Source organism: Sphingobacterium sp. xlx-130, assembly GCF_011007405.1.
Taxonomy (GTDB): domain Bacteria; phylum Bacteroidota; class Bacteroidia; order Sphingobacteriales; family Sphingobacteriaceae; genus Sphingobacterium; species Sphingobacterium luzhongxinii.
On the sequence record NZ_WFKN01000005.1, the window covers coordinates 467,397 to 484,451 of the forward strand.

The 17,055-nt window shown below is 40.5% G+C and carries 15 protein-coding genes; 10 read left to right on the forward strand and 5 right to left on the reverse strand.

The window, feature by feature from the left end; all coding sequences use genetic code 11:
- Positions 1–293: 293 nt before the first annotated feature.
- The 3 genes from aqpZ to G7B18_RS10910 all read left to right on the forward strand — a co-directional run bounded on the left by aqpZ (position 294) and on the right by G7B18_RS10910 (position 2,783).
- On the forward strand, positions 294–1,013 hold the full coding sequence (gene aqpZ, locus G7B18_RS10900; RefSeq protein ID WP_164122562.1) for an aquaporin Z: 720 nt from the start codon (positions 294–296) through the stop codon (positions 1,011–1,013).
- A 356-nt stretch (positions 1,014–1,369) separates the two neighbouring features.
- The gene (locus tag G7B18_RS10905; protein WP_164122565.1) at positions 1,370–2,371 is read left to right on the forward strand and encodes a PAS domain-containing protein; all 1,002 of its coding nucleotides are present in this window, start codon (positions 1,370–1,372) and stop codon (positions 2,369–2,371) included.
- Between the two features lie 16 nt (positions 2,372–2,387).
- The gene (locus G7B18_RS10910) at positions 2,388–2,783 is read left to right on the forward strand and encodes a response regulator (protein ID WP_164109919.1); all 396 of its coding nucleotides are present in this window, start codon (positions 2,388–2,390) and stop codon (positions 2,781–2,783) included.
- Positions 2,784–2,857: 74 nt separating this feature from the next.
- On the opposite strand, the gene G7B18_RS10915 is transcribed toward G7B18_RS10910, so the two are convergent.
- Positions 2,858–3,988, reverse strand: coding sequence for a TlpA disulfide reductase family protein (locus G7B18_RS10915; protein WP_164122567.1), 1,131 nt, complete (start codon positions 3,986–3,988; stop codon positions 2,858–2,860).
- Between the two features lie 754 nt (positions 3,989–4,742).
- Here G7B18_RS10915 and G7B18_RS10920 point away from each other — a divergent pair.
- The 5 genes from G7B18_RS10920 (at position 4,743) to G7B18_RS19300 (ending at position 13,450) form a co-directional block, all read left to right on the forward strand.
- Positions 4,743–5,330, forward strand: coding sequence for an RNA polymerase sigma factor (locus G7B18_RS10920; RefSeq protein WP_164109923.1), 588 nt, complete (start codon positions 4,743–4,745; stop codon positions 5,328–5,330).
- Between the two features lie 137 nt (positions 5,331–5,467).
- A complete protein-coding gene (locus G7B18_RS10925) occupies positions 5,468–6,649 on the forward strand; it encodes a FecR family protein (protein ID WP_164109925.1) in 1,182 nt (393 codons plus the stop codon).
- A 171-nt stretch (positions 6,650–6,820) separates the two neighbouring features.
- Positions 6,821–10,276 carry a TonB-dependent receptor gene (locus G7B18_RS10930; protein WP_164122569.1) on the forward strand — a complete coding sequence of 1,152 codons (3,456 nt, stop codon included), beginning with the start codon at positions 6,821–6,823 and terminating at the stop codon, positions 10,274–10,276.
- A gap of 96 nt (positions 10,277–10,372) precedes the next feature.
- Entirely contained in the window at positions 10,373–12,016 is a 1,644-nt protein-coding gene (locus tag G7B18_RS10935; protein WP_164109929.1) for a RagB/SusD family nutrient uptake outer membrane protein, read from the forward strand.
- A 30-nt stretch (positions 12,017–12,046) separates the two neighbouring features.
- Positions 12,047–13,450: a TlpA family protein disulfide reductase gene (locus tag G7B18_RS19300; protein ID WP_317164282.1), complete on the forward strand. Its 1,404-nt coding sequence runs from the start codon at positions 12,047–12,049 to the stop codon at positions 13,448–13,450.
- A 387-nt stretch (positions 13,451–13,837) separates the two neighbouring features.
- Here G7B18_RS19300 and G7B18_RS19105 read toward each other — a convergent pair whose 3' ends face one another.
- Positions 13,838–14,011 (reverse strand): RagB/SusD family nutrient uptake outer membrane protein, encoded by a 174-nt coding sequence (locus tag G7B18_RS19105; protein ID WP_240452834.1) that lies wholly within the window; start codon positions 14,009–14,011, stop codon positions 13,838–13,840.
- 63 nt (positions 14,012–14,074) lie between these two features.
- Positions 14,075–14,251: a hypothetical protein gene (locus tag G7B18_RS10950; protein WP_164122384.1), complete on the reverse strand. Its 177-nt coding sequence runs from the start codon at positions 14,249–14,251 to the stop codon at positions 14,075–14,077.
- Positions 14,252–14,289: 38 nt separating this feature from the next.
- On the opposite strand from G7B18_RS10950, the gene G7B18_RS10955 reads away from it, so the two are divergent.
- Positions 14,290–15,312, forward strand: a complete 1,023-nt coding sequence (locus G7B18_RS10955; protein WP_240452835.1) for a response regulator — start codon at positions 14,290–14,292, stop codon at positions 15,310–15,312.
- Positions 15,254–15,619, forward strand: a complete 366-nt coding sequence (locus tag G7B18_RS19110; protein WP_240452836.1) for a helix-turn-helix transcriptional regulator — start codon at positions 15,254–15,256, stop codon at positions 15,617–15,619. The genes G7B18_RS10955 and G7B18_RS19110 overlap by 59 nt, the downstream gene beginning before the upstream one ends.
- 116 nt (positions 15,620–15,735) lie before the next feature.
- On the opposite strand, the gene G7B18_RS10960 is transcribed toward G7B18_RS19110, so the two are convergent.
- Complete coding sequence (locus tag G7B18_RS10960; protein ID WP_164109931.1) at positions 15,736–16,542, reverse strand: hypothetical protein; 807 nt, start codon at positions 16,540–16,542, stop codon at positions 15,736–15,738.
- Position 16,543: 1 nt separating this feature from the next.
- On the reverse strand, positions 16,544–17,053 hold the full coding sequence (locus G7B18_RS10965) for a heavy-metal-associated domain-containing protein (protein WP_164122571.1): 510 nt from the start codon (positions 17,051–17,053) through the stop codon (positions 16,544–16,546).
- Between the last annotated feature and the right edge of the window lie 2 nt (positions 17,054–17,055).

Genomic DNA, 17,055 nt, shown 5'->3' on the forward strand with positions numbered 1-17,055 from the left:
AACAAAAAAAACAGCCGTTTTTGTGACAAACGATAAATCTATCGTAAAAAAATAAATTCCTAATCAAAGGCAAATTCCTTTCCTGATCGTATAAAAAGAACATTGGAACCACGTAGAAATCACTTTCACAAAACCACTTCAATTTTTGTAGCGGCAATCCTACAGTATATCTAGTTATTTTTTTAATAACTTTAGTTTACGTTTTTTTTCCAAAATACCCTCTCAAATAACACTAAGAGAAATTTGGCAAAAAAACAGCTACTAATGAATCAAAAATTATAAAACTTAAAATCATGACAAAAAAACTATTCGCCGAATTTTTCGGCACATTTTGGTTAGTCTTCGGCGGCTGTGGCAGCGCCGTTTTCGCAGCTGGAGTACCGGATATTGGGATAGGCTTGCTCGGTGTTTCTCTCGCCTTCGGCCTCACCGTCCTTACCATGGCCTATGCAGTCGGACACATTTCGGGTGGACACTTTAATCCTGCTGTCTCCGTTGGATTATGGATAGGCGGTCGATTTTCAGCCAGTGAACTAGTTCCTTATATCATCGCTCAGCTATTGGGCGCTGTAGCAGCCGCAGCATGTCTTTATACCATTCTAAATGGTGCAGGCGCATTTTCTACAGATGGCCCTGGCGCTTTCGCCACCAATTTTTACGACATGCCCGGCTATTACGGTAGGAGCTACAGCATGGTAGCCGCATTCTTAGCCGAGTTTTTGCTTACCGCATTCTTTTTGATCATCATTCTTGGCGCAACGGACAAATGGGCAAACGGTAAATTTGCAGGTATAGCCATCGGTCTTGCTTTAACCTTGATTCATTTGATCTCCATTCCGATCACCAATACATCGGTCAACCCAGCCCGTAGTACGTCACAGGCTCTTTTTGTTGGCGGTGAAGCTTTATCCCAGTTGTGGCTGTTCTGGGTGGCACCGATATTGGGCGCCGTTGTAGCAGGTATCATCTATAAGTTTCTATTTCAGAAAAAAGACAGCAGCGTAGCTGCTTAGGACCAGTTCCATACGACAATAGCCTCTTTTCAACTGGCAGGGGCTATTGTTTTTAATGGCAATATGATGTATATTTCCATACCGATCTATCGCTTTGATTGTCACTTTTTTTCACTTAGAACACAAAAAGAGTCGCTAATTTTCACATTAATCACCTATATTTAACTGCATTTTATAGAGAGGTCAATTTTCACTTCTCTTTGTGGGTACCCCACAGGTTCATAATGATGGACCAACTATGAAAAACATTAGGCTGATCAAAGATTACTTTATCTGCTTTATTTATGTATCCCCTGTAGTGATTATCAATTGATCCATACGCAGAAGGGATGTATTTTTTTTAACTGGAAATTAGAATGGAGAGCAATTTTAATTACGTTCAATTCTTTAAATCAATTCCGTGTCCGTCTGTTATCCTAAAGGTCAATAACAATGGCTTCGAAATCGTTGATGCGAATGATGCGTACTCAAGACTTTGCACATTAAATATAAAAGATATTATCGGAAAAGAGTTCTTTGAACTTTTCCCGATCAGTCCTTATATCTATCCCGAAATATGGTCAGACAGCTTCGAATCGGTATTGAAGGAACAAAAAGCCATAAATCTAGGTGTTCGAAAACTCGTAGCCCCGCTCAATACCCATACCACCTTCTTAGATATTAGGCATTATGAAATACATCACCTGCCCATATTCGACACAGAGGGCAATATCGAGTATATTGTACGCTCACTTACTGATGTAACACAACAAGTCATCCAAGAAGAACTTTACAACGAGTCTCAGGCCTCAGCACAATACGGCAATTGGTGGTTGAATAGTGAACAAAATACAATGGAATGGTCTACGGGATTTAAGGATATCCTGGAGATATCTCATGATTTTCAGCCCAGCATCGAGTCCGCTAGACAATTTTATCATTGTGAAGAGGAAGAAGCAAGTTTTTACAAATCTGTCGACGAGGCGATCGAAAACAAAACGATGTTTAAGACTGTCCTGTCCATTATCACAGCAAACGGTAATGAGCGATGGCTTTTATTGATTGGGAAACCAATTATTGTTGAAGATATCTGCGTAGGCATGCGGGGCGTCGCAAAAGACATCACTGAAAAACTTGCCTACATTGACCAGATTGAAAACCAGCACAACAACTTGAGAGATATTGCTTTTGCGCAATCCCATCTCGTCCGTGCTCCCTTAGCACGGATACTTGCTCTTGTACAATATTTGAAACAAGAATATAATGAAGGACCTTCCGAGACCACTCTACTTGATGCACTTAACCACTCCGCTAAAGAACTGGATTTGGTGATTCATGATATTATCAAGAAGACCGCCCCCGAAGAAATGTTAAGATAATAAGTAATTAAAAGCCATGAAACTAACCACCGCTATAGTTGATGATGATAAAATATTTCATTTCCTAATGGAGATACTGCTCAAAGAAGCAGCAATTTCCAACGCTCCAATAGGTCTTCATGGAGGACCTCAATTTTTAGAATGGTGGCAAGACAGACAAAGCGCATCCGAGGCTTCGCTCGTCTTTCTAGACCTCAATATGCCGTTAGTAGATGGCTGGAAGGTGCTAGAAAAATTACACGAACAAGGTGCGAAAAACACCTTCGTTGTCATTATCACCTCCTCCATAGATCCTAAAGACAGAAAAAGAGCAGAAAGCTACCCGATGGTTATCGATTTTCTTGTCAAACCTATACTTTTAGAAAATCTGACCGCTATAAGGCAGTCACCCTTTCTTAAAGAACATTTCTAGACATACTTAGGTGCCAAAAAAAATAGGCTGATCATATGACCAGCCTATTCTTTCTATTATCGGAATCAAGTTCCTTATTTTAACAACTCCGCTAATTTCTTGTGAAGCTCTTCGCCTCTCAAGTTGCTTGCTACAATTTTACCATCAGGACCGATCAAATAGTTCTGCGGAATTCCACGAACACCGTACAAAGTTGAAGCCGCATTTTTCCATCCTTGTAAATCACTTACATTTGTCCACTCCAATTTATCATCAGCGATAGCTTTCAACCAATTATCTTTTTTACCCGGATTATCCAAAGAAACTCCCAATACCGTAAAGTTTTTGTCTTTAAACTTATGGTATGCCTCTACTACATTTGGATTTTCGTGACGGCAAGGGCCACACCATGATGCCCAAAAATCAAGCAACACATATTTCCCCTTGAAGTCTGATAATTTCACTGGCTTGTCGTTTACATCATTTTGTGTAAAATCAGGAGCAATGGCACCTACTGCAGTGGTTTTTGCGGCAATAATACGTTTACTAAATGCCTCTCCTGCAGGGGTACTCTTCACCTCAGCACTCAATTTATTAAAAGCGGGTTCAGCAAAATTGACATCAAGCTGCGAACCAGATAGATCCTGTAATGCCAACAATGCAAAATAAGAGGTCGGGTTTTTAGTTAAATAATCTTTCTGCGCACGCTTCTTCTCTTCCATCAATGGAGCAGCCATACCTCTCAATTTTTCGGCCAATTTACCGTCTTTACGTTGTTCATCTGTAGCGCCATACCACTCTCTATCCAGAGCGGCCAAACCTTGGGTAGAGCGCTCTAATGATTTTGCATATTGTGCGTATTCAACACTAAGTGGTGATCCTGAAACGGTTGCATTCTTTATCGAATCAGTAGCCAATAATTTTGCAGTGCCTTTATCGATGTACAAGCTGTACGAATCCGCATTTTGTGCGCGACGATCCAACTTGCCGGTTGGCACGTAAGTAATCGTCATCGGCGTAGGGCCTTCTACTGTTCCTGCAAAAGAAAATTTGCCCCCTTTTACAACAACGCTATCCTGTGTCATACCATTACCTGTACGGTAAGATAAATACGCTTTCGCATTGTCATTTGATTTCTTTACCTGAGCTTCGATTTTAAAGCTCCCTTGCTGTGCTAACACCGACAGTGGTAAGGCTAGCATCATTGTTAAAAATATTCTGTTCATCTTAAAATTTAGTAATTGATTACATGGTAACCAGAAGCTAAATTAGATATTTTCAAATTCGTCTGCTATTAATACACGTATCAATTACGTTACCACTCCTTTCAAAACATAATTACGTAGCCTACAACAGGAGAACGAACAATATAAAGCAGACTTGAAAAACTACTTAGCACGAATAGGGTCAAGTAGGGTAAACAAACAATAGACACTAGGCAGACATCCCGGCCGATACACCAACTGATACAAACGATACATCAGATGGCCTGAATGATCAATTTGTTGGTACCATCTCCATAGATGTGATAGTTGGTGTAGACCACTCGCCCCACCGCAGATGATACCGTCGTTGAAAGAACTCTCAAAGTATGATTTCCAAGCGACAAAAATCTTATCGCTACATTAGACGGATACACAGAGGGAGTAAATCAAGTGGGTTTCGTTGATTATGTCACATCCAATAAGGCTCGAGCTGTACTGTATATACTTATAACGAACTGAACTCGAATAAAGAATTATGCACGCTTAAATTTATTTTTAGCGCACCATTTGCCTCAATAAGTCTAGCGCGAGAAACTATTAAATGTGGGATTGGAGAAAGAGGTAGATAGCTAAACTTCAATATTCAAACGGCACTAAAACACGCTATTCTCTAAAATTTTGTATATTTTTATCCCCTATATTATAAAAGTATAATCTGTTTTATGGAAGGCTAGCTAATTTTCGGAATTCTTCCTTTGAGATATTTAAGCACAAAATGGCACCAACTATTATAAATAATGAATGCTTGCTGTTAGCAAGAATAGCTAAAGGTGATCAACAGGCATTTGAAAAAATATACGTCTCTTATTTTCCTAAATTATACACATTTGCCTACCACATCCTGAAATCTAAGGCTATAGCACAAGAAGTAGCTCAGGAAATAATGCTATCAATATGGCTAATGGGCGAAAAAAGTACAACCATACAAAACCTTGATGCGTACCTAAAAACGTTAGCTAAAAGAAGAGCTATAGACCAACTGAGGCGAATAGAAACAGGACGAAAAGCAGCTAATATAGCTGTACATGATTCGAATGAAATACATAACGAAACCGAAGAGTCTGTCATTCTGAAGGAAACTAAACGAATAATCGAAGAGGGTATAGATCTACTCCCTCCTCAACAAAAACTGGTATACCAACTCTGCAAACAGCAAGAACTAAAGTATGAAGAAGTAGCACTGCAACTCAATATATCGCCCGGGACAGTACATCGGCACATGAAACTGGCGCTACAATTTCTCAGGGCTTTTTTGAAAAAACGCATGGACATCCCGGTATTATTAATCTTAATGGGTTTGTAAAAAAAAATAAAACACTCACAAACAACATCTTATAATATATTTCATTTTTACATTGCCCCTCTCCCGCCCTTATAAACGACTACTCCCTAAAAACTGTTAATAATTTTCTGAATAAACAGTAAATACAAAACCTACACATGGAAGAAAAATATATAGCCTACTTATATCAAAAGTATCTACTAGGTATATTGAGCATAGAAGAGCAAGATGATTGGTACAATGTGGTTATAGATGAAAAATATGAATACGTCCTGTCTCGAATGATCGATGGTGACTGGAGTCGAGAAAGTCTTTTGGCTCCCATTCTTGATCAAAAAGACCAACAGGCACTATTCGAGTATATTATCGCTCATGACCAACCAATAAGTGTAAGGATGAAGGTGTTTAAAATAGTCCGTATTGCAGCAGTAGCCTGCCTAGCTGTAATCATATCGACCACAATGGTATGGATGCACCACCAAGAACAAGAGCCTAAATTATCTGACGATAAGGTTATAAATAGCCTGATCACACCAGGAAAGACAGGCGCAACACTGACGTTAGCGGATGGGACACGAATAAACCTTACAGAATCGGAAAATGGCGAATTGTCGACACAAAAAGGTGTATCGATAAAGAAAGGTAATAACGGGCAACTAACCTATATTGTCGAAGGAGATGTAGACCTTAACAATAGGTCAGAAGGAATAAACACGTTGTCTACAGACAATGGGGAAACTTATCGTATACAGCTACCTGATGGATCTCAGGTATGGCTGAATGCTGCTTCTAACCTATCTTTTTCATCAAATCTCCTTCGCGATGGTCAACGAACGGTCAGACTAAAGGGAGAAGCATATTTTGAAGTAACAAAGGACAAAAAACACCCATTCGTGGTAGAAACTAATAATCAGAACGTAGAGGTATTGGGTACACACTTTAATATCACTGCTTATGAAGATAAAGCGCAAATTGCGACAACGCTATTGGAGGGAAAAGTAAGAGTGCACTCTGCTAACAAATCGGTACTGCTAAAACCTGGACAACAAGCGTTATCCGACAATGGGAAACTGCAGATAAAGACGTTACCGTCACCCCAACAGATGGTAGCGTGGAAAAATGGGGAGTTTAGTTTTGACAATTTAACACTTCACGAGATTATGATGCAAATAAGCCGCTGGTACGATGTAGAGATAAGCTATGCGCCCCATGTTTCGGATCCAGGTTTTGGAGGCACCATAAAACGCTCCAAAAGCATTGATGAGGTATTAAAAGCACTAGAAAAAACACAAGGAATTAAATTTAAAATCGAAGGAAGGAGGATACATGTAATGCCATGAAACTAGACTGGAGAACTAAAGCTGGGAGGAAGTGCGCGAACACTCCCGCCCAAAAAATGGGCTCCATAATAAAAATTATGTTCGAAAAATGTATTTAACGAAATGATATCACTAAAAGCCTCCATCGCATATGGTAGAACGATGGCTGTAGTGATATAAAACCCTAACCAAATGTACAAAAAAATACTAACCAAGGGAAAGCTCTCTCCTGGAGACTATTCCAATTTAAATAAATGGATGATGCGAATCAAAATCACCGGCCTATTGATATTGTTTGCATTCTTGCAAGCAGGATATTCAGCGCACGGACAAAAAATTTCGATCCAAGCTGAAAGCATATCTATTACCTCTCTTTTTAGAGAAGTGAAAAAACAAAGTGGATACGACTTTGTCTACACCAATAACCTGATAAAAAGTGCGAAACCTATCCATATCGACGTTAGGAACATCGCACTTAAAGATGTACTGGATATGTGTTTAGCTGACCAACCGTTTGACTATGTGCTCCAAAATAGAACCGTAATCGTGGTACCCAGAAAAAACACCGAAAGCGCTGTGTCAAAAACAATAAAAGGAAAGGTGGTAGACCAATCCGGAAAGGCTGTATCCGGGGCATCTGTTATTGTAAAGACAACTAAAAATGGAACTTCGACAAATGAGAATGGAGAGTTCGAGCTGCAAGAGGTTAATATTGGTGATATCCTACTAATAACCCACATGGGATATAAAGGAAAAGAATGGACTCTTAAAGATCTTGACGATATCCCCGTAATCACGCTGATGGACGTCACTACCGAGCTGGACGAAACGGTAGTGATCGGCTACGGTACAGCCAACAAGTTGACTTATACCGGAAGTGTATCTACGGTAGAGTCTAAGGATATCGTAAAAAACGGAACTCCAAACATCACGGACGCACTAATAGGTCGTCTCTCTGGACTAAATGTCGTACGGCCAAATGGAAATACACCGGGTAGCAGCGCTTCTTTTAATGTGCGGGGGATGAATACCATAAATGATGGATATCATACAAATACGCCGCTAATAATCATCGATGGAATGCAACGGAACTTCTCTTCGGGACGTACAGAAACAGATGTATTTGCCTCAATAGATCCAAATGACATTGAGAGCATATCGGTACTTAAGGACGCAGCCGCGGCCGCAGTATATGGTGCCCGAGCGGCGAATGGTGTTATTTTGATAACCACAAAAAGGGGAAAGGAAGAAAAGCCAACATTAAGCTATAACTTTTTGTACGGCGTTGACAAGCCAACCCGAATGCCTAAACCTCTTAATTCCTGGGACTGGGCAACACTGTATAACGAAGCTCTTAGAAATGATGCACGAGATGAAAATGGGAATATACCTGCCAGTTTTAAACCCATATACTCGGACGAGGATATCCAAAAATTCAGAGATGGATCCGATCCAGATATTTATGCGAACACGAACTGGCTGAAAGAAATATTAAAACCAACGGCGCAACAGCAACAACACAACCTGTCGCTGCGCGGGGGCAGCAAGAATATCAACTATTTTGTTTCGCTAGGCCATACCGATCAGGGAGGATATATCGACAATTATAACTTCAAGCGATATAACTTAAGATCTAATATCGATGCTAACGTCAATAATACACTAAAGGTATCTGTAGATATGGCTGGTACATATACACAAACGGATAGCCCTCCAGGATACTCATACACTATATTCGGAGATATGCTCAAAGCTTCTCCAGTGTACCCCAACCGATACCAAAGTGACCCTAGCAAGTATGGTGTAGTGTCTGGGGCCAATGACCGTTATAACCCTTATCTATCGACCCAAAGAGGATATGACCAGAGTAATAAGATGTCGCTGTTCAGTACGTTGAGTGCAGTACAACAACTGAGCTTTGTCCCCGGATTATCACTCAAAGGTTTGTTCTCTTTTAACAAAACATACGGCGATCAAAAGACTTGGTCAAAGAATTATAGACTCTTCACAGATGATGGAATGTATTATAAAGAAAATACATTCGGAAGCGCATACCTAAATGAAGGTAATAGTAGATTCCAAAGTGTGACGAGTGAGTTACATCTAAACTATGCAAGATTCTTCGGTGCTCACGATATAAAAGGTCTCCTTCTATTTACGCAATCGAAAGACTATACAAGAAGCCTGAACGCTTCGAGAAGAAATTTCTTGTCGACCGCAGTAGAAGAACTGTCTGCTGGTGAAGCTGAAGGACAGGAGATTAATAACGGATTTGAAGAGTCCGCACGCCAAGGTTTTGTAGGACGATTTAACTATAGCTACAACAAAAAGTACCTTGTGGAAGCAAACTTTAGATATGATGCTTCATCCAACTTTCCTAAGGATAGCCGCTGGGGGCTTTTCCCTTCTTTCGCCGCAGGCTGGAATATATCGGAAGAAAATTTCATCAAAAACAATACGGCTTGGTCATTTGTCGATCTATTGAAAGTCAGAGCCTCATGGGGACAGCTCGGAAACGACAGAATATATGCTTCATTTGCCTACCTCGATCAATTCAACACGAGCTATAGCAAGATATATCTTGGAGATAAAGCTATGTCTATCTTGACACCTAGTGCGATGTCAAATCCGGATATTACCTGGGAAAAAGCGACGACCTCGAATGCAGGGGTAGAAGCCTTATTATGGAACGGATTGTTGGGTTTGGAATTTGATTATTTTAAAAAGCGGACAACAGATATCTTAGCACAACCCACTTTGGCATTTCCTGCGACATTTGGCGCATCACTGCCGATGATGAATAATTCGACTGTACGAAATGAAGGTTTTGAAATTGTGTTGAGCCATAGACTAAAGCGCGGAGATTTCTCCTATAGTATTAGACCAAATATTGGCTTCTCAAAAAGCAAGATTGAATATATGCCCGAAAATCAGGCTAATCCAAACCTTGTAAAATCAGGACGAACACAAGACTACCTCGCATTTGGCTACCAGAGCATAGGCTTATTTCAATCGTATGAGGAAATAGCCAATAGTCCTAAACAGACCTTTGGACGGGTGCAACCTGGAGATATCAAATATGCAGACATCAGTGGTCCGGATGGTGTACCCGACAACAAAATAGATGCATTTGACCTATCACGCATAGGTAATCCAAGCGAACCCAAAATCACGTACGGAATATCAGGAGATATAGCTTATAAAGCATTCGACATGAGCTTTCTATTTCAAGGGGCAGAGAAAACTTCATTAAACCTTTCTGGAGATCCAGGGTGGGCCTTTGCCAGCGGCCTATTGACCCTAGGAAGTGCCTATGAACATCATCTAGACCGTTGGACTCCAGAAAATACCGATGGAAGCTATCCGCGCTTATTCTACAGTAGTAATAATAATAAAAGGGGATCGAGCTACTGGTACAGAGATGCCAGCTATCTAAGACTCAAAAATCTGACTGTTGGATACACACTGCCAAAAGAGATTACGGAAAGAATAAAAATGAGTTATTTCAGGGTATTTGTGAGCGGCACAAACCTAGTCACTTGGGACAAACTAAAAACATTTGACCCTGAACTTAGGGGGGTATTTAGTAGTGGTGGATTCTACCCCTTACAAAAAACGTTTAATATAGGTGTTAACATTAATTTCTAGTCTTGAAACGATTCGCTTAAAAAATTATAGTGAACTATTGTGAGGCAATCATTGCTAAAACTAAAAAGACCGTGATTTGCAAATAATGAAATAAAAATGAAAAAAATAATATATATAGCACTGGCAAGCACCCTGGCCTTTACGGGATGTAAAAGTGACTTTCTAGACCTGAAACCAGCGTCTTATTCCGAAGATAATCTATTCTCGGACATTGCCCTGTCCGAAGCTTTTGTTAATTCGCTATACCTTAGCATACCGCTAGATGTGGCAAACTACCCCCTAAATCTAAACGCTGCATCTGACGAAGCCAAGACGACAAATCCAATAGCAAGAGCTAATTATATCACGCAAGGCAACTATGACGCTACGACGAATACCCTGAGTACCTGGAACGGTAGTTATCAGGCAATACGTAATGCCAACTTGTTCTTAAAAAATTATGAACAGCTCCCCGCCGGAGACGAACGTGATAGACTAAAGGGCGAAGTGTTGTTCATGCGGGCATTTTACTACCAAACCTTGTTAAAGCAATATGGTGGTAAAGGTCTCGGAATACCACTAATACTACACCCACAGAATATCAATGAGGATATATATGTAGACCGGGCTTCCTACGAGCAGACTGTAGAAATGATCGTAAAAGACCTAGACGAGGCTACAGATCTGCTACCCATACCAAATAAAACAGCTGCCGCTAGAGCCTCCAAAGGGGCAGCAATGGCACTCAAAGTAAGGGTATTAATGTATGCAGCTAGCCCTATGAACAACCCTACTAATGATAGACAGAAATGGCAGCGAGTAGCGGATGCCGCAAAAGTGCTTATTGAGAAAGATTACTATACACTAAACGATAACTACGAGAAGCTCTTTCTGGAAAAAAACAACGAGCTAATTTTTTACAAACTATACACAAACGGACCCGGAAACTATAGTCTGCTAGATTTCAACATACAACCGCCAACCACAGGAGGGAGAGGTAGTTCGGCCCCATCACAGCAAGCTGTAGATGCCTATGAAGTAGTCACAATGGAGTCTGGAATAAAGACGGCGACTTCCTTTAATTGGTCAAACCCTGAACACGCATCTGCTCCTTACCAAAATAGAGATCCCAGATTCTATGCTTCTGTACTATATGATGAAGCAGAATGGTCTGATGGAAAAGGAGGAAAACGAAGTCTGGATCTCAAAGACAACGGAATAGACCGCACAATGAGGCCTGAAAATGCGACTAAAACGGGATATTATCTGCGCAAATTCATGGATTTTGACTTCTTCCCTAAATTTCAACGAACCGGGGATGCAAGGTCATTTTCTCCAGTCATTGAAATACGCTACGCCGAAGTACTACTAAATTATGCCGAAGCACTAATCAAATTAGGAGAGCATAACGAGGCGCTAAAATATATCAATATGATAAGGGATCGCAAAAGCGTAAAAATGCCGCCAATACCTCTAGGGCAATTAACCTGGGAACGTTATGTAAATGAACGTCGCGTAGAGTTAGCATTTGAACAACACCGTTTTTGGGATGTAAGGCGTTGGGGGATAGCGAAAGAAAAATCTAAAGAGCTATGGGGGATTTCCATCAAGGTGAAAGACGGCGGAAAAATATATACTCCCGTATTAATCGAAAATAGGGTATACGAGACTAAAATGGATATATTCCCTATACCTCAGGGAGAGATAGACAAGTATAGATCGGTTATCCCTAGTTTTGAGCAAAACCCCGAATGGGACTAAAAAAGTTTTCAAATTTTCAAATTATTAAATATGTACAAGATAACATTATTGTCGACCATATTCCTCTTAGTGACGTATGTGTTGGCTATAGGCCAACAATCGACTAGACTAAGCGGTCAAGTCAAGAACAGACTATCTGACACATTGGTCCTAAGTATTGAAAGCCCTGCCTATTTTTTTGGAAACACTCGTACAAATATCATATTGGACGAAAATGGGTACTTCGAGCTCGAAGTACCCATGAAAAATGTTGCTATGCAGTTTTCATTATTCGGAGGGCCAAAGACAACCATAAAAGATCTGTTTATAGAACCCGGACAAGCTTTATCTATCGAAATAGATGCTAATAATCTTAAGACTGTCGTGTTCGGTGGTGACAAAGAGGCTGCGAGTAACAATGAAACCGGAAGACTGTTCAACAGTGTGTTTGCCAAACCAGATTTTTGGAAGGACCTAAAAAAGGATACTACCGTCGGTATAGAACGCTTCTTCAACATTGTGGATAGTGTTGCTGAAGCAGAAATTGCGTACTGGAAGGGCAAGGAGGATAGAATTACTAAATCCTATTACGAAAATAGGAGAATCAATATTATTGCCCTACAGGCAGCTCAAAAATATACTTATGCGAGCACGCGCAACAATAATCAACAGTCTAACAAGGCTATTGATCACCGCTATTTGGCCTTCATGGATAGACTGCCTGTTATCCAAGAAACACATTTGAGCAGTATGGGCACTTGGCGACTTATCAATTTGATAGTGAAGCATGCTCAAAACAAGGATAAACCAATAACCTCAATCAGTAATATGAATACGGCTGACCGTATATTTGACGGACCGATCAGGGAGTTTGCGGTAGCGGACGTCATACGACTAGCACTGGTCTGGGAAAAAGACGCAGACAAGATGGGAAAACTAATGACTCGCTATCTAACACTAGCTCAAAACCCTGACTACCGCAACCCGCTGAATAAACACTATGAAACCTATCAAACGTTGAAAGTCGGAAAGGCTGCTCCTGACTTTGAACTGGAAGGAGTAGACGGTAAAACGTATAAACTAAGTGATTTCAAGGGTAAAGTCATCTACTTGGATTTTTGGGCCTCATGGTGCGGACCATGCCGGTATGAAATGAAAAATCATGCCGCGTCATTGCACCATCAGTTTGAAAATAGTGACGTAGTCTTCTTATTCGTAAGTATGGACAACAACAAAAGTAATTGGATCAAGGCTATAGAAGAAGATCGTATAGATGGGGTACATGTGATATCTCCTGATGGACATGGCGGAGAATTTGCAAAACGCTATAACATATCGGGAATACCACGATACATGATTATTGATAAAAACGGGGTCATGTATAACAACTATGCGCCCAGACCTAGTCAACCGCATACTGTAGAAGTTATAAATAAAGCACTAGCTGAACAGTAAGCAAATCATTTACTTCAAAAAAGAGAAGGCAACCAGAGAGGTCGCCTTCTCTTTTTTGACCGTAGAACTCATCAACATACTATGACTTCTTGATTTTCAGAACCGAGGCTGTAACAAATCATTATTGTGATCGACATATAGTCCTGAATACATTACCTGAACAAAACAACCTATAATGAAAAGCCATCTGGTCATATTCCAAATGACTTTTCATTTTACAATCAATAACCGGGATTTTGCTCTAGGTTAGGATTGACAGATTTTTGAGGGTTTGGGATCCGGATACACCAACGTCTTAGCATCGAGATTGGCTGGTTTTTCCAGCCATCCCAATAAGAACTTACCAAAACGGATCAAATCCTTCCGACGCCACCCCTCCCAATAAAGCTAACGTGCACGTTCGTCCAACAAACCGTCCAAAGTCAACGACGTAAATAAGCTTGCCCCACGCTCCGTACGTATAGCATTGATCAGTACCAACGCATCTCCAACGGGGCCGTTGCCACCTCTAAGTATGGCTTCGGCTTTCTTCAACAATACATCGGAATAGCGATATACCACCCAGTCATTATTACGCTGCCCCAATACACCAGAAAAACCCGGGCCCCGTAATGCTCCGGTCTCCTAATAGCCCAAGAGACCACTTATACTATTCTTAAGGAAAGTCACATTACCAGTCATATCCCAGGACCAATCACTATTTTTGATAACAGTACCTGTAAGGGCGATATCTACCCCTTTGTTTACAACCTCTCCATCCAGATTGACCCAGATACGACCAGAAGTTGATCCTCCTAACAAATCACCTATTAGATTTTAGAAAAGCAGAAAACAATAATATGAGCCTTATTTTTACACAAACAGACACTAACGCCCTGCTCAACGAGGTCTTTAAAGATCTGCAAACCCTCGCTAAGGAAAGAAACCTAAAGTATGAACTATCTCTGCCACGTATCACTCTGACAGCAGATGTAGACAGTGAGGCAATCTGGAAAATATTCACCAATCTGATCCACAACGCCATCAAATATGCCTATAGAATAGTACATATAAAACTGTTGCCATTCAACAGTGATGATATCATGTTTAACATTGAGTTTGGCAACGATGGTCCGATCATACCTTTCGATAAAAAGGATAAAATATTTGAACCTTTCTACAGGCTACATGATGTCGATAAAAATACGGGAACAGGTATAGCCCCCCCTCTTTCACGTTCGTTAGCCGAATTACACTATGGTGCATTATCCTTAATCCATACAAAGGGGGAACGAAACCTATTTTTATTTGCTTATCCTATACTTCAGGACCAGGCTTTCGATATTCAGTCATTTGCCGACGATAGGGATAAACAGCAGCAGCGCATTTCTTCTTATGTGGATAACCCAGAAAAGGTAAACCCCGTCATACTAATAGTAGAAGATAATAAGGAGATATTGGCATACCTCAACAAGGAACTAAAAGGACACTATACAATTCTACGGGCTGGTAATGGCGCTGAAGCCCTGGATATCCTAGACGCCAATGACGTACAACTGGTCCTAACAGACATCTTGATGCCCATAATGGACGGCATCACCCTATGTAGAAGAATTAAATCTGATATTCTATACAGTCATATTCCATTAATCTTCCTGACGGCAAAGAATAGCCTTGATGCTAAGATAGAAGGCTTAAATATAGGAGCAGATGCCTATATTGAGAAACCTTTTTCGCTGGAGTACCTGCTGGTAAATATCAGTAATTTGCTTACCAATCGTGAAAGACTACTTTACGGCACCATCTACTTCAAACCGATTGGACATGCATGTATCGGTACGAGACAAGGACTTTATACACCATCTATACAAGATCATCCGTGAACATATCGACTCGGTAGATCTCAATGTGGAAGTCCTCGCCAAATTCATGAATATGAGCCGCCCAACGTTGTGCCTCAAAATAAAAGGACTTTCGGATCTTAGTCCAAACGAATTAATAAATATATCAAGACTCCGCGAAGCGGCGGAGCTCCTGCCCCTTAAAAAACACTCTATCGCTCAAATCGCGACAATGGTAGGATATTCTGTACAATCAAACTTTTCAAGAGATTTTCATAAACACTACGGTATGACACCGAGTCACTTTATGAATACGCATAGTGATAAGACTTTACCGTATATAAGATAACTTGTAAATAACGCTATTAAAACGGCGGATATAAAACGAAAATAATACCCCAATACTAAAAAAACTTTGAGTGGTTTTATCAACCACCCAAAGTATAAACATATCAGGAAAACAACTTAATTCGTTACGTTAAAAAATGTGTACTCCAGCTTTAGAAACACACCGTCTTTTACCGGACGATGAACCGACCCGTATAGCTCTTTTTGATACGCAACATCAATACGTGCCTGGCTATTTATGATAAACTGTACTGCTGGAACAATGTCCATATACGAACGTCCGTTTTTGGTGATCGTCTGCCCTACCAACTCAAGCATGGCATTTATATTGGTCTGTTTATAACTCGTATACCGATTCGGGTACATCAACCTTCCCACGGAAAACGTATAATTAATAGCATCTTTTCCCTGTAATTCTGGAAAATCGTTACCATCGTTGTTCCAAGCTCGTCCATAACTCACATTGGAACTGAGAGCGACTTTCTTGATGAGCTGTGTGGCGACCAAACCGACTTCAAAACCGGAGTTTTTGCCCATAAGATCTATTGCTTCCTGCCTAACGGGTGTCTTATTCCAACTATACCTTCCAAAAGCGGCCATCCGGAAATGACTCTGTAGATCATCAACGGAATAAAAACGGTATTTGGCATATGCACTGGCTCCGGCTAGATTGAGTCGATTTGCGGAATTATCAAAATAGGTAGAACCCCGAACCATCAAATTCTTATTGATACCCCAGGTTACTTCCGGGGCAAGGGAATACATATAATCATCATCTAGATCATTTTTCATCAAAGACTGCCCTACACGCACACTGAGAGAACCTGCCGGCACATTGCTGGCGGGTTCTGTCACGACAAATAGTTCCTGAGCATATAGACCAAATGAGCTGAATAAGCACAAAAACGTTACTATATACTTCATATTATAATGCTACTATATGAAATACCTGATCGTTCTCTACAGAATAGCTCCCGTGCTTTGCATAGGTTTTTGACAGCTTCTTATACTCCTTCTGTGTTACGAAACCTTTATCTACGACTTTGTACTGGTTTGAGCCAGCTTTCTTGTCATCAATAAACACCAAAGAATCGTCTCCTACAGTAACTTGCTGCGCAGCAGTTGCTTCTGGCGACAGTGTCAAAACCATAGAGCCAACAAAGAAGCCGGCTTTTTCAACAGCATCCTTTAACACTTTAGGGCTTACAGTTTGATTATCATTGAAAGAAATCGTAAACGTATTGGTATTCAAATCTGTAGCAACATTAGATATCTGTGACAGAGATTTTAATTGCTTATTGATCGCATTGGAGCACATCGAACAGGTAAGTCCTGTAGCCATGATATCTACTTTTGATATTTGCGAATAGCCTGCAACGCTGGTTAATAATAGGCCCAAAGCTGCTATAAATGATTTTATTGTGAAAGTGTTCATCT

What these genes read in the sequence shown, in the direction of transcription:
- aqpZ (WP_164122562.1), top strand. Translation starts at nt 294, where the DNA reads ATGACAAAAAAACTATTCGCCGAATTTTTCGGCACATTTTGGTTAGTC.
- G7B18_RS10905 (WP_164122565.1), top strand. Translation starts at nt 1,370, where the DNA reads ATGGAGAGCAATTTTAATTACGTTCAATTCTTTAAATCAATTCCGTGT.
- G7B18_RS10910 (WP_164109919.1), top strand. Translation starts at nt 2,388, where the DNA reads ATGAAACTAACCACCGCTATAGTTGATGATGATAAAATATTTCATTTC.
- G7B18_RS10915 (WP_164122567.1), bottom strand. Translation starts at nt 3,988, where the DNA reads ATGAACAGAATATTTTTAACAATGATGCTAGCCTTACCACTGTCGGTG.
- G7B18_RS10920 (WP_164109923.1), top strand. Translation starts at nt 4,743, where the DNA reads ATGGCACCAACTATTATAAATAATGAATGCTTGCTGTTAGCAAGAATA.
- G7B18_RS10925 (WP_164109925.1), top strand. Translation starts at nt 5,468, where the DNA reads ATGGAAGAAAAATATATAGCCTACTTATATCAAAAGTATCTACTAGGT.
- G7B18_RS10930 (WP_164122569.1), top strand. Translation starts at nt 6,821, where the DNA reads ATGTACAAAAAAATACTAACCAAGGGAAAGCTCTCTCCTGGAGACTAT.
- G7B18_RS10935 (WP_164109929.1), top strand. Translation starts at nt 10,373, where the DNA reads ATGAAAAAAATAATATATATAGCACTGGCAAGCACCCTGGCCTTTACG.
- G7B18_RS19300 (WP_317164282.1), top strand. Translation starts at nt 12,047, where the DNA reads ATGTACAAGATAACATTATTGTCGACCATATTCCTCTTAGTGACGTAT.
- G7B18_RS10955 (WP_240452835.1), top strand. Translation starts at nt 14,290, where the DNA reads ATGAGCCTTATTTTTACACAAACAGACACTAACGCCCTGCTCAACGAG.
- G7B18_RS19110 (WP_240452836.1), top strand. Translation starts at nt 15,254, where the DNA reads ATGCATGTATCGGTACGAGACAAGGACTTTATACACCATCTATACAAG.
- G7B18_RS10960 (WP_164109931.1), bottom strand. Translation starts at nt 16,542, where the DNA reads ATGAAGTATATAGTAACGTTTTTGTGCTTATTCAGCTCATTTGGTCTA.
- G7B18_RS10965 (WP_164122571.1), bottom strand. Translation starts at nt 17,053, where the DNA reads ATGAACACTTTCACAATAAAATCATTTATAGCAGCTTTGGGCCTATTA.